Raw genomic sequence first — 19,457 nt, forward strand, 5'->3', positions numbered from 1 at the left:
TCTGCGGGTCCGTCGTGTTCGACTCTTCCGAAAGTGGACCGTATGCCCCCCGCCCCCGAGCTGATCTCCCCCCGCTCGCCCCGCGTCTCCGCAGCGCGGCGGCTCGCCAAGCGGAACTTCCGGGGGAAGGAGCGGCTGTTCCTCGCGGAGGGGCCGCAGGCCGTGCGGGAGGCCGCGGCACACGAGGCCGGCGGCCCGCCCACGCTCGTCGAGCTGTTCGCCACCGTCGAGGCAGCGGAGCGGTATGCCGACATCGTCGGGGAGGCCCGCACCGGCGGCGCCCGCATCCACCTCGCCGACGAGCAGGTCATCGAGGACATCTCGACCACCGTCACCCCGCAGGGACTCGTCGGGATCTGCCGGTTCCTCGACACCCCCTTCGAGGAGATCCTCGAAGCCCGCCCCCGGCTCGTCGCCGTCCTCGCCAACGTCCGTGACCCCGGCAACGCCGGCACCGTGCTGCGCTGCGCGGACGCCGCCGGCGCCGAGGCGGTCGTACTGACCGACGCCTCGGTCGACCTGTACAACCCCAAGGCCGTGCGCGCCTCCGTCGGCTCCCTGTTCCACCTCCCGGTCGCCGTCGGCGTACCCGTGGAACAGGCCGTGGCGGGCCTCAAGGAGGCAGGGGTCCGTATCCTCGCCGCCGACGGCGCCGGTACCGACGACCTCGACGACGAGCTCGACAAGGGCACCATGGGCGGGCCCACCGCGTGGGTCTTCGGGAACGAGGCCTGGGGGCTCCCGGAGGAGACCCGCGCGCTCGCGGACGCCGTGGTCCGCGTCCCGATCCACGGAAAGGCCGAGAGCCTGAACCTCGCCACCGCGGCCGCCGTATGTCTCTACGCGTCGGCCCGTGCACAGCGCGCCTCCGGAGGGTGCCGCTCCGTCACCGAGAGCTAGTAGGGTGACCAGCTCGGGGGCCCGTGGCCGTCTGAGAGGTGGGGTACGGGGATGACTGTCGGCACGAGCAGCGCACCGGGAGCGAGGCAGGCGCGACGCACACCCGCGCCCCGCTGCGGTGATCTCGCCGAGCTCGGCATCGATCCCGACGAACTGCCCGACGGCCTCGTGATCGCCGACGAGCACGGGCACGTCATCTGCTTCAACGCCGCCGCCCAGCGCATCACCGCCACCGCCGCCGCGGACGCCCTCGGGCAGCGGCTCGAGAAAGCGCTGCCGTTAGAGGACCTGGAAGGGCGGCGCTGGTGGCAGCTGACCGACCCGTACGGCGGCCTGTCCATCAGGGTCCGCCAGCCCGAGCGCAATCTGCTGCTGCCCGGCGGACGGGAAGTACTCGTGTCCGCGCGGTACGTCCGCACGGAACCCACCGGGCCCGTCCGCCGCGTCGTCGTCACCCTCCGTGACACCGAGGCCCGTCGGCGCACCGAGCGCAGCCACGCCGAACTCATCGCGACCGTCGCCCACGAGCTGCGCTCGCCGCTGACCTCCGTCAAGGGCTTCACCGCCACTCTGCTGGCCAAGTGGGAGCGGTTCACCGACGACCAGAAGCGGCTGATGCTGGAGACCGTCGACGCCGACGCCGACCGGGTCACCCGGCTCATCGCCGAGCTGCTGGACATCTCGCGGATCGACTCCGGGCGGCTGGAGGTGCGCCGCCAGCCCGTGGACATGGGCGCGGCCGTGGGACGGCACATCCAGGCATACGTCGCCGCAGGTCAGCCGGCCGACCGCTTTCTGCTGCGCATCGAGCAGCCGCTGCCCGACCTGTGGGCCGATCCGGACAAGGTCGACCAGGTGCTCAGCAACCTGCTCGAAAATGCCGTGCGTCACGGAGAGGGAACCGTCACGATTGACGTCACGCCCTCGGCGTCCCCCCGCGAAGGGGAGGATGTCGGCACATCGGTCACGGTGAGCGACGAGGGGCTCGGCATCCCGGAGGAGTCCATGAACCGCGTCTTCACCCGCTTCTGGCGGGGCAGCAAGCGCGGCGGCACGGGCCTCGGGCTGTACATCGTCAAGGGCATCGTCGAAGCCCACGGCGGCACCATCACGGTCGGCCGCGCCCCCGGCGGCGGCGCCGAATTCCGATTTACGTTGCCCGTGGGCGCCCCGGCGTATCTCGCCTGAGCAGCCCGCGGGCGCATTCGTATACCTCCACCCCGTTAGACTCGGCCTTTGGCACCTTTGTGTCCCACAGACGGGCCTCTGAGTCGATGACGGGGACCTTCAGCCAGCCAATCGGAAGCACGGGAAGAGATGTCGGCACCGAATAAGTCGTACGACCCTGTAGAGGTCGAGGCGTTGAAACCGGAAGAGATCGAGCGCATGCGGGACGAGGCGCTCGCCGCCTTCGCCGCCGCGGACTCCCTCGACGCGCTCCAGGAGGCCAAGGTCGCCCACACCGGCGGCACCTCGCCGCTGGCCCTGGCCAACCGCGAGATCGGCGCCCTGCCCCCGCACGCCAAGGCCGCCGCCGGCAAGCTGGTCGGCCAGGCCCGTGGTGCCGTGAACAAGGCCCTCGCCGTCCGCCAGGCCGAACTGGAGGCCGATCGCGACGCCCGGGTACTGGTCGAGGAGGCCGTGGACGTCACACTGCCCCACGACCGCGTACCGGCCGGCGCCCGGCACCCGCTGACCACGCTCTCGGAGCGCATCGAGGACGTCTTCGTGGCCATGGGCTACGAGGTCGCCGAGGGCCCGCAGGTCGAGGCCGAGTGGTTCAACTTCGACGCGCTCAACATCGGCCCGGACCACCCGGCCCGCGGCGAGGCCGACACCTTCTTCGTGCAGGGCCCCGAGGGCGGCACCGAGTCCGGCGTGGTGCTGCGCACCCACACCTCGCCCGTGCAGATCCGCTCCCTGCTGCAGCGCGAGCTGCCGGTGTACGTGATCTGCCCCGGACGTGTGTACCGCACGGACGAGCTGGACGCGACCCACACCCCGGTCTTCCACCAGGTCGAGCTGCTCGCCGTCGACGAGGGCCTGACCATGGCCGACCTCAAGGGCACCCTGGATCACATGGTCCAGTCGCTGTTCGGAGAGGGCATGAAGACCCGGCTGCGGCCGAACTTCTTCCCGTTCACCGAGCCGTCCGCCGAGATGGACATGGTGTGCTACGTCTGCCGCGGCGAGTCCGTCGGCAACCCCGACCGGCCCTGCCGCACCTGCTCGTCCGAGGGCTGGATCGAGCTCGGCGGCTGCGGCATGGTCAACCCCAAGGTGCTGACCGCCTGCGGCGTCGACCCGGAGAAGTACAGCGGCTTCGCCTTCGGGTTCGGCATCGAACGGATGCTGATGTTCCGCCACAACGTCGAAGACATGCGAGACATGGTCGAGGGTGACGTCCGGTTCACCCGGCCGTTCGGGATGGAGATCTGATGCGGGTCCCGCTTTCTTGGCTGCGGGAGTACGTCGACCTGCCGGCGACCGAAACCGGGCGTGACGTCCAGGACAAGCTGATCTCGGCCGGTCTGGAGGTCGAGACCGTCGAGCACCTCGGCGCCGACCTCAAGGGTCCGCTCGTCGTCGGCCAGGTGCTGACCATCGAGGAGCTGGAGGGCTTCAAGAAGCCGATCCGCTTCTGCACGGTCGACGTCGGCCAGGCCAACGGCATCGGCGAGCCCCAGGAGATCGTCTGCGGCGCCCGCAACTTCGCCGTCGGCGACAAGGTCGTCGTGGTGCTGCCGGGCGCCGTACTGCCCGGCAACTTCGCGATCGCCGCGCGCAAGACCTACGGCAGGACCTCGCACGGCATGATCTGCTCCAGCGGCGAGCTGGGCATGGGCGACGACGGCACCCACGGCATCATCGTGCTGCCGCCGGAGACCGAGGTCGGCAAGGACGCCATCGAGCTGCTCGAGCTGGTCGACGAGGTCCTCGACATCGCCGTCACCGCCAACCGCGGCGACTGCCTGTCGATCCGCGGTGTCGCCCGCGAGACCGCCATCGCCTACGGCCTGCCGCTGCGCGACCCGGCGCTGCTCGACGTCCCGGGCCCGAACGCGTTCGGCTACCCCGTGAAGGTCTCCGACCCCGTCAACTGCGACCGCTTCACCGCGCGCACCGTCACCGGCCTGAGCCCCGAGGCACGCTCCCCGATCTGGTTGCAGCGCCGCCTGCAGAAGGTCGGCATGCGCCCGATCTCGCTCGCCGTCGACGTCACGAACTACGTGATGATGGAGCTCGGCCAGCCGCTGCACGCGTACGACCGCTCGCTCGTCCAGGGCACCATCGGCGTGCGCCGGGCCGAGGAGGGCGAGAAGATCGTCACCCTCGACGGCGTCGAGCGAAAGCTGCACGCCGAGGACCTGGTGATCACGGACGACCGTGGCCCGATCGGGCTCGCCGGCGTCATGGGTGGCGCGAACACGGAGATCGCCGACCACGACGACGTCGAGAACGTGTCGACGGACGTGGTCATCGAGGCCGCGCACTTCGACCAGGTCGCGATCGCCCGTACGGCCCGCCGGCACAAGCTGTCCTCGGAGGCGTCCAAGCGCTTCGAGCGCGGCGTCGACCCGCAGGCCGCGTCCGCCGCCGCCCAGCGCACGGTCGACCTCCTCGTGCTCCTCGCCGGCGGTACGGCCGACGCGGGGGTCACCGAGGTCATCGCGCCGTCCGCGCCCCACACCATCACCGTTCCGGCCGGCCACCCGGACAAGGTCGCGGGCGTGGACTACGGCCGCGAGACGGTCGTACGCCGTCTCCAGGAGATCGGCTGTGACGTGTACGGGCAGGACGAGCTCATCGTCACCGTGCCGTCGTGGCGGCCCGACCTCACCGAGCCCAACGACCTGGCCGAAGAGGTCATCCGCCTGGAGGGCTACGAGAACCTGCCCTCCACGCTGCCCAAGCCCCCGTCGGGCCGCGGCCTGACCCACCGGCAGCGGCTGCACCGCCGCGTCGGGCGGGCGCTGGCCGGAGCGGGCTACGTCGAGGCGCCGAACTACCCGTTCATCAGCGAGCAGGTCTTCGACCAGTTCGGCCTGGACGCCGACGACCCGGGGCGCCGGGTCGTGAAGCTGACCAACCCGCTCAACGACGAGGAGCCCGCGCTCCGTACGTCGCTGCTGCCGGGCCTGCTCGGCGCGCTGCGCCGCAACGACGGCCGGGGCTCGCACGACCTGGCGCTCTTCGAGACCGGGCTGGTCTTCCACCCGCGCGAGGAGCAGCGGGTCGCCGTCGCCCTCCCCGTCGACCGGCGTCCCACCGACGAGGAGATCGCGACGCTCGACGCGGCGCTGCCCGAGCAGCCGCGCCATGTCGCCGTCGTCCTCGCGGGCGCCCGCGAGCAGGCCGGCTGGTGGGGCAAGGGCCGCCCGGCCGACTGGGCCGACGCGGTCGAGGCCGCCCGGACCGTCGCCCGTGAGGTCGGCGCCGAGCTGGTCGTCCGCAACGGCAAGCACGGACCGTGGCACCCGGGCCGCTGCGCGGAGCTGCTGGTCGTCGCCGCCGACGGCACGGAGAAGCTCGTCGGCCACGCGGGCGAACTGCACCCGCGCGTCGTCAAGGCCCTGGGTCTGCCCGCCCGCACCAGCGCGGCGGAGCTGAACCTGGACATCCTGGAGGCGGTCGGCAACGACACCCCGCAGGCGCCCAGAATCTCCACCTTCCCGGTCGCCACGCAGGACGTCGCCCTGGTCGTCGACAAGTCGGTCCCGCACGCGGACGTCGAGGGCGCGTTGCGCGACGGCGCCGGTGAACTGCTGGAGGCCATCCGACTGTTCGACGTCTACGAGAACGACGAGCAGCTCGGCGAGGGCAAGAAGTCGCTCGCGTACGCGCTGCGCTTCCGCGCCGGGGACCGGACGCTGACGGTCGACGAGGCGTCCGCCGCCCGCGACGCGGCGGTCGCGCTGGCCGCTGAGCGTACGGGAGCGGTGCTGCGGAGTTAGTTCCGCCGGGGAACCGAGCGTTGTTTCGCCCGCCACGGGTCCTCCGTGGCCGGCGAAACAACGCGCGGCGGAGCCGCATGTGTCACTGGCCCGTGCCCCTGTCAGGGCGTCCCCCATCAGGCGTCTCACTCGATCGGGTGAGATCCCCCAGCGGCCTGGCCTCCCAGGTCACGCGGTCGACAGAATCGGACCGGCCTTTCGGGGCCGGTCGGTCTGTGCCGTCACGGCCTAGATGGGGGGCCATCGACATGTTCCGCATCAGGCGGCCGCTGCGCCGAGCCTTCTTGCTGGGGCTGCCCACGGTGTGGGGCGCCCTGGCGATCACGTACAAACTGGCCTGTCCGCTCGCCCAGCAGACCGGGCTCGGCGCGCGGGTCGCCACCAGCGCGGTCTTCTTCGCCGTCGGCACGGGGCTGGTCCTCCACCTCCGGGCGACACTGCTGCGCGAGCTCAGGCAGGCCCGCCGGGTCGCGGGCGCCGCCCAGAGCGTGCTGCTGCGGCCGTTGCCGCCGCGTATCGACGGGTTGGGCGTCGCCGCCGCCCAGCTCTCCGCGGACCGCGGCGCCTCGGTCGGTGGCGACCTCTACGAGGCCATCGCCACCGAACACGGCGTACGGGTGGTGATGGGCGACGTCCGCGGGCACGGGCTCGCGGCGATCGGCACCGTCGCCGCCGTCCTCGGCTGCTTCCGCGAGGCCGTGCACGACGAGGCCGAACTCGGCAGCGTGCTGCACCGCCTGGAGCGCGCGCTCGCCCGGCATCTGCGCGAACGTGCCCGTGCCGAGCACCCCTCGGCCGGCCCGCCGCCCGACACCCCGGTCGTCGAGGAGTTCGTCACCGTCCTGCTGCTGGAGATCGGCCGGGACGGCGAGGTCCACGCCCTCAACTGCGGCCACCCGTGGCCGTATCTGCTGAGCGGCACCCGGGTCGAGCCCCTGGCCCGGGCGGATCCCCTCCCTCCCCTCGGCCCGTTCCCCCTCCCGCGGGAACTTCCCGCCGTGCGCGTAGGCCGTCTGCTCCCGGGCGAGTCACTGGTTCTGCACACGGACGGGGCGGAGGACGCGAGGGACTGCCACGGCCGCTTCTTCTCCCTGCCGACCGCGATCGCCGCGGCGGTCGGCGACGACCCGGTCACACCCCAGACCATCCTGCGCACCGTCTTCACCGCCCTCCATCGCCACACGGGCGGCCGACCGACCGACGACGTGGCCTTACTCGTACTGCGCAACGAACGTGTGCGGGAACGCGCCCCTGAAGGGGTGCGAGACGGTGACACATGCGGCTCCGCCGCGCGGGCGCGACCAGCCCCCACGCACCCGCTGCCGACGAACCACGTGTAGTACCCGCCATTGCCGGCGCAGCACAGCACAGCGCCGTTCGCCGTCCGCCCCGCCACGGAGTGTCGGGCAGGCAGCAGGGCGGACGGCGCGGAAGCGGGCCGCCGCACTGTATGAGGGGGAGCCGGCGGCCCGGCCGGCCTCTTGCGAGGCATTTCAGTCAACCGGGCGGGGACTTTCCGCAACAGCGCGCGCACAGCGTGGATTCGCGCACTCCGTTCACACCCCGTGTGAAACGGGACCCACTACTCTGTCGGCACCGAGCCACCGGGGGGCACCCATGCAGCCCAACACTCTGCTCGACGCGATCCTGGACGAGGCGGGCATCTCGCATGCCGGGCTGGCCGCGCACGTCAACCAGGCGGGGCGGGGCCGCGGCCTGGCACTGCGATACGAACACACCGCCGTGGCACGGTGGCTGAAGGGCCAGCGGCCGCGCGGCCAGGTGCCCGACCTGATCTGCGAGGTGCTCGCCGGCCGGCTGCACCGGCCGGTCACCCTCGACGACATCGGCCTCGGCGTCCCGGGCGAGCCGTCGGCCCCGCACGGCACCTCGCTCTCCGGCTTCGTGGAGCGGGCCACCGCCCTGTGGCGCTCCGACGAACAGCAGCGCCCGCACGTCCTCGGTGCCCCCGCCGTCACCGGCACGCCCGCGGTGATGCCCGTATGGGAGTGGGAGAACCCGCCCGAGGACGTGGACGTCTCCCGCGGCGGCAGACACCGGGTCACCCAGTTCGACATCGAGATGCTGCGTGCCGCCCGCGCCCACTACGAGCAGCTGTACCGCAAGGCCGGCGGCATAGCGACCCGCAGCCGCATCGTCGGCTTCCTCAACGCCGAGGCGGCCCCGCTGCTGCGCGGCAGCTACACCGACGCCACCGGCCGCCAACTCCACCGGGCCACCGGTGGGTTGGTGGCGATCGTCGGCATCTGCGCGTACGACTCCGACGCGCACGGACTGGCCCAGCGCTACTTCCACCAGGCGCTCAGACTCGCGAAGGCCAGCGGCGACCGGGGACTTGGCGCGTATGTCATCGCGCTGCTCGTCAACCAGTCGCTGTTCATGCGGGAGTACCGCCAGGCCGTCGCCTTCGCCGAGGCCGCGCTGCGCGCCGCCGGACGGCACATCACCCCCGCGCTCGCCTCGGATCTGTACGCGATGCAGGCCAAGGCGTACGCACATCTGGGCGACGGCACGAGCGCCCTGTCCTGCATCCGGCGTGCCGAGGCGGCCGCCGAACGCATCCGGCGCGGATACGAACCCGACGAAACCGGCTATGTCCAGCCGGGCCTCGTCAACGTCCAGGTGGCGGAGGCCCTGCTCAGCCTCGGCGAGCTGGCCGCCGCCCGGGAGCACGCGGCGGCCGCCGTGGACAACCCGGCCCACGACCGGGGCCGGGTGCACCGGCTCGCGATGCTCAGCACGATCGAACTCCGCCAGGGCAACGCCGACAAGGCGGTGGCCACGGCGGTGCAGATGACCGAACAGGCCCGCGGAATGGAGTCCCAGCGCCTGCGCGACAGACTCCGCGCGGTACGCGAGCACCTGGTGCGCAGTGGCGTGGCCGGCACGGCCGAGGCCGCCGAACTCATCGACGGGGCACTGCGCGTACCGCTGTAGATTCCCGAAAATCCCGCAGGTAGGGACCGCCGCGCCTACCGCTGCGCCGGGAGCGGCTCGCTGTGCGCCTGCTGTCAGACCGCTCCTGCTGCGATATTGCCACTTACTCGGCGGAAGGTGGCAGAACCGTGCAGTGGACGAAGCAGAACGAACAAACTGTGTATGAAAACCGCTGGTTCAGCGTCAATCTCGCAGATGTCGAGCTGCCGGACGGCCGGCACCTCGACCACTTCCTCATACGGCTGCGGCCCGTCGCCGTGGCCACGGTGGTGAATGAGGCCAATGAGGTCCTCCTCCTGTGGCGCCACCGTTTCATCACCGACAGCTGGGGGTGGGAACTCGCGGCGGGCGTCGTCGAGGACGGCGAGGACATCGCAAGCGCGGCCGCCAGGGAACTCGAGGAGGAGACCGGCTGGCGGCCGGGGCCTCTGCGCCACCTCATGAGCGTGGAGCCGTCCAACGGGCTCACCGACGCCCGGCACCACATCTACTGGGCCGACGAGGGGGAGTACATCGGACACCCCGTGGACGACTTCGAGTCGGACCGTCGGGAATGGGTCCCCCTGAAGCTGGTCCCCGACATGGTCGCCCGCGGTGAGGTCCCGGCCGCCAACATGGCGGCCGCGTTACTGCTCCTGCACCACCTCAGGTTCGGGCAGGACACCTTGCCCTGAATCCCCCCACGGTGTCCTGGGCGCTAGTGGCCAAGGGCCTGCCAGACCGTCGCGACCAGTGCTCCCACGGCCGTGACGGCCGCGATCGAGGGCAGTGGCCAGCGCGCGTGTTCCAGCGAGCCGAGCCGGGTGCTCAGTTCGTCGAGTTCCTTGGCGGTCTCTTCGGTGCGATGGGTGAGCAGAGCCAGTCCGCCCTCGACGCGGGCGTACGCCACGTCGAGGCGGCGCCGTAACTCTGCGACGTCTCCATGGACGACGGGATGCTCGGGATCGGCGGTCATGTGTCCGCTCCTTTCCGTAGTCGTCTCACATCCCTTGCATGTGCATGAAGAGTCAACTCGCCTGGTGGGCGCGTGGGGAGAGTGTGCGAGGGGCATATGCGTGCCCGGCGCGCACACGGTGTGTGAATGCCGCGGGCCCGGCACCGTTTCCGGTGCCGGGCCCGTGGGGCGTCGCTCGCTGTAGTCAGCCGCGGGTCAGCCGTAGGTGTAGAAGCCCGAGCCGGACTTCCGGCCCAGCCGGCCGGCGTCGACCATGCGCTGGAGCAGCGGGGGAGCGGCGTACAGCGGCTCCTTGTACTCCTCGTACATGCTGTGCGCCACCGAGGCGACCGTGTCCAGGCCGATCAGGTCGGACAGCTTCAGCGGGCCCATCGGGTGGGCGCAGCCCAGCTCCATGCCGTTGTCGATGTCCTCGCGGCTGGCGATGCCCGACTCGAACATCCGGATCGCCGAGAGCAGGTACGGGATCAGCAGCGCGTTGACCACGAAGCCGGAGCGGTCCTGGGCACGGATGGCGTGCTTGCCGAGCACCTTCTCGGTGAACAGCTGCGCCCGGCTCAGCGTGCCTTCGGAGGTGGTCAGCGCCGGGATCAGCTCGACGAGCTGCTGCACCGGGGCCGGGTTGAAGAAGTGGATGCCGATGACCTGGTCCGGCCGCGAGGTGGCGACCGCGAGCCTCACCAGCGGGATGGAGGAGGTGTTGGACGCCAGGATGGCGTCCGGGCGGGTCATGACCTGGTCCAGGACCTGGAAGATCTCGGTCTTGACCTGCTCGTTCTCGACGACGGCCTCGATCACCAGGTCGCGGTCCGCGAACTCGCCGAGGTCGGTGGTGAAGCTGAGGCGCGCCTGGGTCGCCGCGAGCTCCTCCTCGGTGATCTTGCCGCGCTCGGCGGCCTTGGCCAGGGAGGTGAACAGGCGGGTACGGCCGAACTCCAGGGCTTCGCCCGTGGTCTCGGCGACCTTGACGTTCAGACCGGAGCGGGCGCAGACCTCGGCGATGCCCGCTCCCATCTGGCCGCAGCCCACCACTCCGACGCGTTCGATGTCGGTCACATCGTCCCTTTCGCTGCGCTGATCTACGGCTGTGGCAGGTCTGCCGTGGTTCGGCGCCTGCTCCAATCGTGCACGTTACCGCCAAGTATCGATGATCGATCGCCGGGGTGCGGCATCCTTGGCGCGCGGACGGTCCGTGACGGCACGGATCCGTGGCGTATTGGGGGTGGTTCGGTATGGGGCGACCGACCCGGCGGGCTTTCGCGCTGGCGGCACTGACGGCGTGGACGACGACGGGTGCGGCGGCGCGGCCCGGGCCGCGGGAGCCGGGTCACCGCCGTGCGGCCGAGGAGATGCGGGGCGTGTGGCTGGCGACGGTGGTCAATCGCGACTGGCCCTCCCGCCCCGGGCTGACGGCGGCCGAGCAGCGCACCGAGCTGATCGCCCACCTGGACACGGCGATGCGCAACCGTCTCAACACGGTGATCTTCCAGGTGCGGCCGACGGCGGACGCGCTGTGGCCCTCGCCGTACGAGCCGTGGTCGCAGTACCTCACGGGCACCCAGGGGGCGGACCCGGGCTGGGATCCGCTGGGCACGGCCGTCGAGGAGGCCCATGTCCGGGGGCTCCGGCTGCACGCCTGGTTCAACCCGTACCGGATCGCCATGCATGCCGACCCGTCGGGACTCGTCGCCTCCCACCCGGCCCGGCGGCACCCGGACTGGGTGGTGGCGTACGGCGGGAGGATGTACTACAACCCGGGCCTGCCTCAGGTGCGCGCGTTCGTCCAGGACGCGATGCTCGACGCGGTCGCCAGGTACCCGGTCGACGCCGTGCACTTCGACGACTACTTCTACCCGTATCCGGTGGCGGGCCAGACCTTCGACGACGACGACGCCTACGACGCGTACGGCGGCGACTTCCCGAACCGGGCCGCTTGGCGCCGCGACAACACCGACCGGCTGGTCCGCGAGATGGCGGCCCGTGTCAAGGAGGTCCGGCCCGGCACCGAGTTCGGGATCAGTCCCTTCGGGGTGTGGCGCAACGCCGCCACGGACCCGCTCGGCTCCGACACCCGGGCGGGCGTGCAGACGTACGACGACCTGTACGCGGACACGCGCAGATGGGTGCGCGAGCACCGGATCGACTACCTCGCCCCGCAGCTGTACTGGAACATCGGCCTGGCCGCCGCCGACTACGCCAAGCTGCTGCCCTGGTGGGCCGAGGTCGCGCGGGGCACCAGGACGAAGCTGTACCTGGGCGAGGCGCTGTACAAGGCGGGCAACCCGGCGCAGCCGGCCGCCTGGCAGGACCCGGCCGAGCTGTCCCGCCACCTCACCCTCGCCGCCGGTCACCCGGAGGTGCGCGGCCATGTCTTCTTCGCCGCCCGGGAGGTGGCGGCGGACCCGATCGGGGCGATGGCGCGGGTCGTCGCCGACCACTACCGGCAGCCGGCGAAGCCCCCGCGCTGACTCACCCTTCCTTCTCCTTGTGGTGCCGGACCTCGCAGTCGGGGCCGGGAGACATCACTGCTTCGTGACCGTCGGGGAAGCGGACGCGGTACGGCGGGTTGCCCTCCGTGCCCATCACTTCGACAACTTCCGAGATCTGATCGTGTTGGCCGACCACCCTGCCGTGCTGGACAAGCTGGTCGCCTTTGGATGCGCGCATCTAAGGGCCTCCTCACCAGTGCGCGCTCAGCCGCGCGCCCGCTGGGTGACGGCGATGCAGACGAGCACGGCGGCGGCCGTCAGCGGGGCGGCCGGAGTGAGGTGCTCGCCGAGCAGCAGCACCGACCACACCAGTGTGAGCAGCGGCTGCGCCAACTGCAACTGGCTGGCCTTGGGGATGCCGATGGCGGCCATGCCCCGGTACCAGACGACCAGGCCCAGGAACTGCGAGCCGGCCGCGACCCACAGCACCCCGACGACGCTGTGGGCGGTCAGCTGCGGCGGCTGATGGGCGAGGGCCACGGCGGCGACGGGCACGGTGAGCGGCAGGCACAGCACCAGCGCCCAGCCGGTGACCTGCCAGCCCGGCAGTACCCGGGCCAGCCGGCCGCCCTCGGTGTAGCCGGCCGCGCACACCAGCAGCGCCGCGAAGAGGTACAGGTCGGCGGAGGTCAGGGCGCCCCCGCTCTGCAGCACGGTGAAGGCGACCACGGCGGCGGCGCCCGCCAGCGCCGCGGCCCAGAACGCACGCGAGGGCCGGGTGCCGACGCGCAGCGCGGACAGCAGCGCGGTCGTCAGCGGGAGCAGGCCGACCACGACGGCGGCGTGCGCGGTGGTCGACGTCTCCAGGGCGAGGGTGGTGAGCAGCGGGTAGCCGAGGACGACCCCGGCGGCGACGACCGCGATCCCCGGCCAGTGCCGCCGGGCGGGCGGCGGGACACGCAGGGCGAGCAGACAGCCGCCCGCGATCAGCGCCGCGAGGACGCTGCGCAGGGCGACCAGGGCCCAGGGCCCGAAGCCCTCCAGGCCCCAGGCGGTGGCCGGGAAGGTGAGGGAGAAGGCGACGACGCCCAGGGCGGCCTGCAGCACCCCTGCGGGGGCCCTGGACGGTCTGGGGGAGGCGGTGTCGACCGCTATCCGGGTTGCCGTAGTAGCGCTACTCTGTACTCTCATGCAAGAGCGTAGCAGTGTCGGTGAACTGGCGGATCGGCTGAGGCAGGAGCTTGACCGCTACTCGCCAGATGGAAAGCTCCCGTCCAGCCGGGCCCTCGTCGAACGGTTCCGGGTGAGCCCGGTGACCGTCTCGCGCGCCCTCGCGCAGCTGGCCGCGGAGGGGCTGGTGGTCACCCGGCCCGGCGCGGGCGCGTTCCGCGCGCGGCCACGCGCCACCGCGGCACCCGTCGGCGACACCTCCTGGCAGGAGGTCGCCCTCAGTGCGGACGGCGCCGCCGACCTCGTACCGCGCACCGTGGACGCCTCCGGGGTCACGGTCTCGCTCGCCGCGCCGCCGCCCGGCGTGATCGAGTTCAACGGCGGCTATCTGCATCCCTCGCTCCAGCCCGAGCGGGCGATGGCCGCGGCGCTGTCGCGCGCCGGGCGTCGCCCCGGTGCCTGGGGCCGGCCGCCCATGGAAGGGCTGCCGGAGCTGCGTGAGTGGTTCGCGCGGAGCATCGGCGGGTCCGTCACGGCCGCCGAGGTACTGGTCACCGCCGGCGGCCAGTCCGCGCTGACCACCGCACTGCGCGCGCTGGCACCGCCCGGCGCCCCGGTGCTCGTGGAATCGCCCACCTACCCGGGGATGCTGGCCATCGCCCGCGCGGCGGGCCTGCGCCCGGTCCCCGTCCCGGTGGACGCGGACGGTGTGCGGCCGGAGCTGCTCGCCGACGCGTTCCGGGCGACGGGCGCCCGGGTCTTCGTCTGCCAGCCGCTGTTCCAGAACCCGACCGGCGCCGTGCTCGCCCCGGACCGCCGCGGCGAGGTGCTGCGCATCGCCCGGGAGGCGGGCGCGTTCGTCGTCGAGGACGACTTCGTACGGCGGCTCGTGCACGAGGACGCGGGGGAACTGCCGCGTCCGCTCGCCGCGGACGACCCGGACGGCGTCGTCGTCCATGTCGGCTCGCTCACCAAGGCCACCTCGCCCAGCTTCCGGGTCAGCGCCCTCGCCGGGCACGGCCCGGTCCTGGAACGGCTGCGCGCCATCCAGGTGGTCGACACCTTCTTCGTCCCCCGGCCCCTTCAGGAGGCCGCCCTGGAGCTCGTCGGCTCGCCCGCCTGGCCACGCCATCTGCGGGCGATCTCGGCCGAGTTGAGGGTACGCCGCGACACGATGACCACCGCCCTGCGCCTGACCCTCCCCGAACTCGCCCTGCCGCACGTCCCGTCCGGCGGGTATCACCTGTGGCTGCGCCTGCCCGACGGCACGGACGAGACGGCCCTGACCGCGGCCGCCCTGCGCGCGGGCGTCGCGCTGGCCCCCGGCCGCCCCTACTTCAGCGCCGAACCCCCGGCCGGGCACGTCCGGTTGAGCTTCGCGGCGGTCGCCGGGACCGGCGAGATCACGGAGGGCGTACGACGGCTGCGTACGGCCTGCGACGAGGTGCTCCCGGGCCGCGGAAACCGCTCGACACGAGGGGCGTGACCTTGTGAGGATCCCGGCATGACCGACACGCCGAGCCTTGCCGAGGGCTACGAGATCTCCACCGACCCCGACCGCATCGACGCCGAGCGCGTGCACCGCTGGCTGTCCACCGACGCGTACTGGGCGATCGGCCGGCCGCGCGAGAAGCAGGACCGGGCGATCGCCGGATCGCTCAACTTCGGGGTGTACGACACGGTTTCGGGCGAACAGGTGGCGTATGCGCGGGTCGTCACCGACCGGGCGGCCTTCGCGTGGCTGTGCGACGTGTACGTGGATCCGTCGGTGCGGGGCAAGGGGATCGGCACCGCCATGGTGGGCGCCGTGCGCGAACATCTGCGGCCGTACGGGTTGCGCCGCATCCTGCTCGCCACGCACGACGCGCACGGGGTCTACGAGAAACTGGGCTTCAAGGCACTGGAGCGGCCCGACCAGTGGATGACTCTGTCCTTCGAGTGAGGTTTTCGTGGGACTTGTCCGTCAGATCCTGACCTTCGAGTAAGGTTTCGCGCACCCTGGGTAACTCCCAGGTAACACCCCTTGACCAGCGCAGTTGCACGGCTCACGATCGCCGCATGCCACTTCGGGTCACGTTCGTCGCCGCAGCGCGCAGCTCCCCGCTGCTCGCCGAGCGCTTCGAGGACGACCGGCCACTGGACCAGGCGGGCTGGGAGGAGATGCAGCGCGTCGCCGGTGAACTGCTGCCGCTCGCGGCCGCGGAGCTGCGCTACTGCTCGCCGACCCCGCGCAGCCGCGCCACCGGGGACGCCCTCGGTTACGCCCCGCTCGTGCAACTCGCCCTGCGGGACTGCGACATGGGCCGCTGGCGCGGGCTGACACTCGGTGAGGCGATGGCCCGGGAGCCGCAGTCCGTCGACGCGTGGCTCGCCGACCCGCGCTCCACCCCGCACGGCGGTGAGTCGCTGCTCGCCTTCGTCTCCCGGGTCGGCGGCTGGCTGGACACCCGCCCGGTCGAGGACGGTGGCCGCATCGTCGCCGTGGCCGAGCCCTCCGTGATCCGCGCCGCCCTGGTCTACGCCCTGAAGGCACCGCCCTCGACGTACTGGAACATCGACGTCCGCCCCCTGTCGACGACCACCGTCACCGGCCGGGCGGGCCGCTGGAACCTTCGTTTCGATCCCGCGTCCGCTCAGCCCTCACGGACGTAGTCGGTGGTGAGGACGAGGTCCTTCGCGGGGCCGCCGACGCGCCAGACCGTCCGCCAGTGGTCCGCGTCCCGGACGGTGAACTCGCCCCGGTAGAGGTCGGCGGCACAGGGGTGGTCGGCCACGTACCGGCCGGACGTCAGGTCCAGGTCGTGGAAGGGCCGCCCGTCCGCGAACCGCACGTCCGCCGTGCCGGGCGCCGCGCCCGGCAGGAACCGCAGGGTCCGCTCGGCGGGGCGGGCCACCCCCTGCCAGACGAACGTGCCGGCCTCCTGGTGCAGCAGTCCGCCTCCGTCCAGCGGGCCGAAGACGGTGGCGCCCTCGAAACGACCCTCGTCGCCGCCCGCGAGATCCCGCACGGTGCGCTCCACACGCCAGCGCCCGGCCAGATGGGCCAGCACGTCCGGCACGGGCCAGAAGCCGCCCATCGTCATCCCTTCCTCGGCCGGCGGCGCCGTCCGTCCGGGGAGTCGGCGGGGGTTTCGCGCTCCGCCCGGGCCCGGATCTCGTAGTGCGACTCATGGCTCGTGACGCGGAAGGCCGCCTCGTACGAAGCCGGGGCGGCCGCCGGGCCCGCGCCTGCGGTGCCGCGCCCGCGTATCAGCCGTGCCGGCCAGGTGAAGAACCCCAGGGCCGCTGCCAGGTGACCGAGCAGGACCAGGTAGGGAAGCGGCGCATCCATGCCGTCGACCTTACGTCCCGGTCGCCCGTGTGTGGCAGCCCCCGCCCGACGGGTCGTCGCACGCCCCATTGACGCGATCATGCCCCCTCTTTATCGTGCCGTTCGAAGTGCTGACCGCTGTTTGATATTTCGGACAACTCCTACAGAGCCGCGGAGTATTCATGTCACGCACCACCCGCACCCGCTGGAGACTCGGCCTGACCGCCACCGCCTTCCTGGCGGCCTCGGCCGTGATCCCCGCCCCCGCGCACGCCGTGGACGTCACCGACTACGCGATCACCGTCGACCCGACCGCCAAGGGCGCGAAGATCGACGACACGATGTACGGCGTCTTCTTCGAGGACATCAACCGCGCCGCCGACGGAGGCCTGTACGCCGAGCTCGTGCAGAACCGGTCCTTCGAGTACTCCACCACCGACAACCGGTCCTACACCCCGCTCACGTCCTGGACGGTCGCCGGTACGGCCCAGGTCGTGAACGACGACGGCCGCCTCAACGCACGCAACCGCAACTACCTCTCCCTGGACGCCGGTTCGTCCGTCACGAACGCCGGTTACAACACCGGCATCAGCGTCGAGGAGGGCAAGAAGTACGACTTCTCGGTGTGGGCCCGGACCGGCAGCGGCACCACGCTCACCGTCACCCTCCAGGACGCCGACGGCACGCTGGCGAACGTCCGCCAGGTGGCCGCGCAGGGTGGCTGGGCCAAGTACACCGCCACCTTCACGGCGAGCCGCACCAGCGCCGACGGCCGCCTCACCGTCGCCTCCTCCGGCGCGGCCGCCCTCGACATGGTGTCGCTGTTCCCGCGCGACACCTACAAGCACGAGACCAACGGCCTGCGCAAGGACCTCGCCGAGAAGATCGCCGCCCTGCATCCCGGCTTCGTGCGCTTCCCCGGCGGCTGCCTGGTCAACACCGGCTCCATGCAGGACTACAGCGAGTCGTCCGGCTACCAGCGCGCCCGCTCCTACCAGTGGAAGGACACCATCGGCCCGGTCGAGCAGCGCGCCACGAACTCCAACTTCTGGGGCTACAACCAGAGTTACGGACTCGGCTACTACGAGTACTTCCGCCTGGCCGAGGACATCGGCGCGATGCCGCTGCCCGTCGTACCCGCCCTGGTGACCGGCTGCGGCCAGAACAAGGCCGTCGACGACGACGCCCTGCTCCAGCGGCACATCCAGGACACCCTCGACCTCATCGAGTTCGCCAACGGGCCCGTCACGTCGACGTGGGGCAAGAAGCGGGCCGAGATGGGCCACCCCAAGCCCTTCCACCTCACCCACATCGAGGTCGGCAACGAGGAGAACCTCCCCGAGGAGTTCTTCGCCCGCTTCACCCGGTTCCGTACCGCCATCGAGGCCGAGTACCCCGACATCACCGTCATCTCCAACTCCGGACCGGACGACTCCGGTACGACCTTCGACACGGCCTGGCAGCTCAACAAGGACGCCGAGGTCGACATGGTCGACGAGCACTACTACAACAGCCCGCAGTGGTTCCTGCAGAACAACGACCGCTACGACTCCTACGACCGCAGCGGCCCGAAGGTCTTCCTCGGCGAGTACGCCTCCCAGGGCAACACCTTCAAGAACGGCCTCGCCGAAGCCGCGTACATGACCGGCCTGGAGCGCAACGCGGACGTCGTCAAGCTCGCCTCCTACGCCCCGCTGTTCGCCAACGAGGACTACGTGCAGTGGCGCCCGGACATGGTGTGGTTCAACAACCACGCCTCCTGGAACTCGGCCGACTACGAGGTCCAGAAGCTGTTCATGACCAACGTCGGCGACCGCGTGGTGCCCAGCACCGCCACGACGACCCCGGCCCTGAGCGGCCCGATCTCCGGCGCCGTCGGCCTGTCGACATGGGCCACGACGGCCGCCTACGACGACGTCAAGGTGACCGGCGCGGACGGGACGACGCTGCTCAGCGACGACTTCAGCGGTGACGCCACCCAGTGGACCCACACCGGTGGCGGCAGCTGGAGCCTCCAGGACGGGCAGTACGTCCAGACCGACGTGGCCGCCGAGAACACCATGGTCTCGGCGGGCGACCCCTCCTGGCACGACTACGACCTGCATGTGAAGGCCACCAAGAAGTCCGGCAAGGAGGGCTTCCTCGTCGCCTTCGGCGTCAAGGACACCGGCAACTACTACTGGTGGAACCTGGGCGGCTGGAACAACACCCAGTCCGCCGTCGAGCAGGCCGTGGACGGCGGCAAGTCGACGCTGATCTCCAAGGCGGGGACCATCGAGACCGGCCGCGCGTACGACGTCGACATCAAGGTGCGGGGCCGCCAGGTCACCCTCTCCCTCGACGGCCAGGAGTGGGGCAGCTTCACCGACGACAAGCCGGCCGAGCCGTTCCGGCAGGTCGTCACCACGGACAAGAAGACCGGCGACCTGATCGTCAAGGTCGTCAATGCCCAGTCCTCGGCGGCCCGTACGGCGGTCGACCTGGGCGGCGCCGAGGTCGCCTCCAAGGCCCGGGTGACCACGCTGGCCGCCGCGCCGGACGCGGTGAACTCCGAGACGGAGACGGCGGTCGAGCCGGTGACGTCGACCTTCACCGGAGTCGCCGACAGGTTCACGTACACCTTCCCGGCGAACTCCATCACCTTCCTGCGGATCAAGCAGAGGTAGCGGGTTCCGGCGTGGGCTGCTGTCCCAGTGGCGGCAGCCCACGCAATGACCACCGTCACGACTGCGCGCAGGTCGCCGCCCGCATGGATTGCATAAACGTGCAGCGATACGTAT

18 protein-coding genes are annotated in these 19,457 nt (G+C 71.5%); 12 read left to right on the forward strand and 6 right to left on the reverse strand.

From position 1 onward, the window contains the following. The first annotated feature begins 42 nt into the window (after positions 1–42). The 7 genes from ACFY16_RS22110 (at position 43) to ACFY16_RS22140 (ending at position 9,487) form a co-directional block, all read left to right on the forward strand. Positions 43–900, forward strand: coding sequence for a TrmH family RNA methyltransferase (locus ACFY16_RS22110; RefSeq protein ID WP_390648855.1), 858 nt, complete (start codon positions 43–45; stop codon positions 898–900). Positions 901–951: 51 nt separating this feature from the next. After that, entirely contained in the window at positions 952–2,088 is a 1,137-nt protein-coding gene (locus ACFY16_RS22115; protein ID WP_390648856.1) for an ATP-binding protein, read from the forward strand. Positions 2,089–2,217: 129 nt separating this feature from the next. After that, complete coding sequence (pheS, locus tag ACFY16_RS22120) at positions 2,218–3,339, forward strand: phenylalanine--tRNA ligase subunit alpha (protein ID WP_390648857.1); 1,122 nt, start codon at positions 2,218–2,220, stop codon at positions 3,337–3,339. Continuing rightward, positions 3,339–5,855, forward strand: coding sequence for a phenylalanine--tRNA ligase subunit beta (gene pheT / locus ACFY16_RS22125; RefSeq protein WP_390648858.1), 2,517 nt, complete (start codon positions 3,339–3,341; stop codon positions 5,853–5,855). Before pheS ends, pheT begins: the two co-directional genes overlap by 1 nt. Before the next feature lie 248 nt (positions 5,856–6,103). Further along, positions 6,104–7,195, forward strand: a complete 1,092-nt coding sequence (locus ACFY16_RS22130; RefSeq protein ID WP_390648859.1) for a PP2C family protein-serine/threonine phosphatase — start codon at positions 6,104–6,106, stop codon at positions 7,193–7,195. A gap of 277 nt (positions 7,196–7,472) precedes the next feature. Then, positions 7,473–8,813 carry a transcriptional regulator gene (locus ACFY16_RS22135; protein WP_390648860.1) on the forward strand — a complete coding sequence of 447 codons (1,341 nt, stop codon included), beginning with the start codon at positions 7,473–7,475 and terminating at the stop codon, positions 8,811–8,813. Positions 8,814–8,941: 128 nt separating this feature from the next. Continuing rightward, positions 8,942–9,487, forward strand: coding sequence for an NUDIX hydrolase (locus ACFY16_RS22140; RefSeq protein ID WP_390648861.1), 546 nt, complete (start codon positions 8,942–8,944; stop codon positions 9,485–9,487). Positions 9,488–9,510: 23 nt separating this feature from the next. Here ACFY16_RS22140 and ACFY16_RS22145 read toward each other — a convergent pair whose 3' ends face one another. Together ACFY16_RS22145 and ACFY16_RS22150 are read right to left on the reverse strand one after the other, a co-directional pair. Then, positions 9,511–9,768, reverse strand: a complete 258-nt coding sequence (locus ACFY16_RS22145) for a hypothetical protein (protein WP_390648862.1) — start codon at positions 9,766–9,768, stop codon at positions 9,511–9,513. Positions 9,769–9,963: 195 nt separating this feature from the next. Next, positions 9,964–10,824, reverse strand: a complete 861-nt coding sequence (locus ACFY16_RS22150) for a 3-hydroxybutyryl-CoA dehydrogenase (RefSeq protein ID WP_390648863.1) — start codon at positions 10,822–10,824, stop codon at positions 9,964–9,966. Between the two features lie 176 nt (positions 10,825–11,000). Between ACFY16_RS22150 and ACFY16_RS22155 the strand changes: the two genes are divergently transcribed. After that, entirely contained in the window at positions 11,001–12,236 is a 1,236-nt protein-coding gene (locus ACFY16_RS22155; RefSeq protein WP_390648864.1) for a glycoside hydrolase family 10 protein, read from the forward strand. 1 nt (position 12,237) lies between these two features. Here the strand turns inward: ACFY16_RS22155 and ACFY16_RS22160 are convergent, their stop codons facing one another. Together ACFY16_RS22160 and ACFY16_RS22165 are read right to left on the reverse strand one after the other, a co-directional pair. Then, positions 12,238–12,435 (reverse strand): DUF1918 domain-containing protein, encoded by a 198-nt coding sequence (locus ACFY16_RS22160; protein WP_390648865.1) that lies wholly within the window; start codon positions 12,433–12,435, stop codon positions 12,238–12,240. Between the two features lie 26 nt (positions 12,436–12,461). After that, positions 12,462–13,388 (reverse strand): DMT family transporter, encoded by a 927-nt coding sequence (locus ACFY16_RS22165; RefSeq protein ID WP_390648866.1) that lies wholly within the window; start codon positions 13,386–13,388, stop codon positions 12,462–12,464. Between ACFY16_RS22165 and ACFY16_RS22170 the strand changes: the two genes are divergently transcribed. From ACFY16_RS22170 to ACFY16_RS22180, 3 genes are all read left to right on the forward strand, one after another. Beyond that, positions 13,387–14,853 carry a PLP-dependent aminotransferase family protein gene (locus tag ACFY16_RS22170; RefSeq protein ID WP_390648867.1) on the forward strand — a complete coding sequence of 489 codons (1,467 nt, stop codon included), beginning with the start codon at positions 13,387–13,389 and terminating at the stop codon, positions 14,851–14,853. The genes ACFY16_RS22165 and ACFY16_RS22170 overlap by 2 nt on opposite strands. A gap of 18 nt (positions 14,854–14,871) precedes the next feature. Beyond that, positions 14,872–15,309 carry a GNAT family N-acetyltransferase gene (locus ACFY16_RS22175; RefSeq protein ID WP_390648868.1) on the forward strand — a complete coding sequence of 146 codons (438 nt, stop codon included), beginning with the start codon at positions 14,872–14,874 and terminating at the stop codon, positions 15,307–15,309. 116 nt (positions 15,310–15,425) lie between these two features. Further along, entirely contained in the window at positions 15,426–16,019 is a 594-nt protein-coding gene (locus tag ACFY16_RS22180) for a histidine phosphatase family protein (protein ID WP_351143969.1), read from the forward strand. Here ACFY16_RS22180 and ACFY16_RS22185 read toward each other — a convergent pair. Both ACFY16_RS22185 and ACFY16_RS22190 read right to left on the reverse strand, forming a co-directional pair. Further along, on the reverse strand, positions 16,001–16,444 hold the full coding sequence (locus ACFY16_RS22185) for a DUF6314 family protein (protein WP_390648869.1): 444 nt from the start codon (positions 16,442–16,444) through the stop codon (positions 16,001–16,003). The two genes, ACFY16_RS22180 and ACFY16_RS22185, sit on opposite strands and share 19 nt — an antisense overlap. 2 nt (positions 16,445–16,446) lie before the next feature. Beyond that, positions 16,447–16,698, reverse strand: coding sequence for a hypothetical protein (locus ACFY16_RS22190; protein ID WP_390648870.1), 252 nt, complete (start codon positions 16,696–16,698; stop codon positions 16,447–16,449). A gap of 161 nt (positions 16,699–16,859) precedes the next feature. Here ACFY16_RS22190 and ACFY16_RS22195 point away from each other — a divergent pair, with 161 nt between their 5' ends. Continuing rightward, positions 16,860–19,343: an alpha-L-arabinofuranosidase C-terminal domain-containing protein gene (locus ACFY16_RS22195; RefSeq protein ID WP_390648871.1), complete on the forward strand. Its 2,484-nt coding sequence runs from the start codon at positions 16,860–16,862 to the stop codon at positions 19,341–19,343. Positions 19,344–19,457 lie beyond the last annotated feature (114 nt).

Origin of the sequence: Streptomyces sp. NPDC001315, from assembly GCF_042896175.1 — a bacterium.
GTDB lineage: Bacteria > Actinomycetota > Actinomycetes > Streptomycetales > Streptomycetaceae > Streptomyces.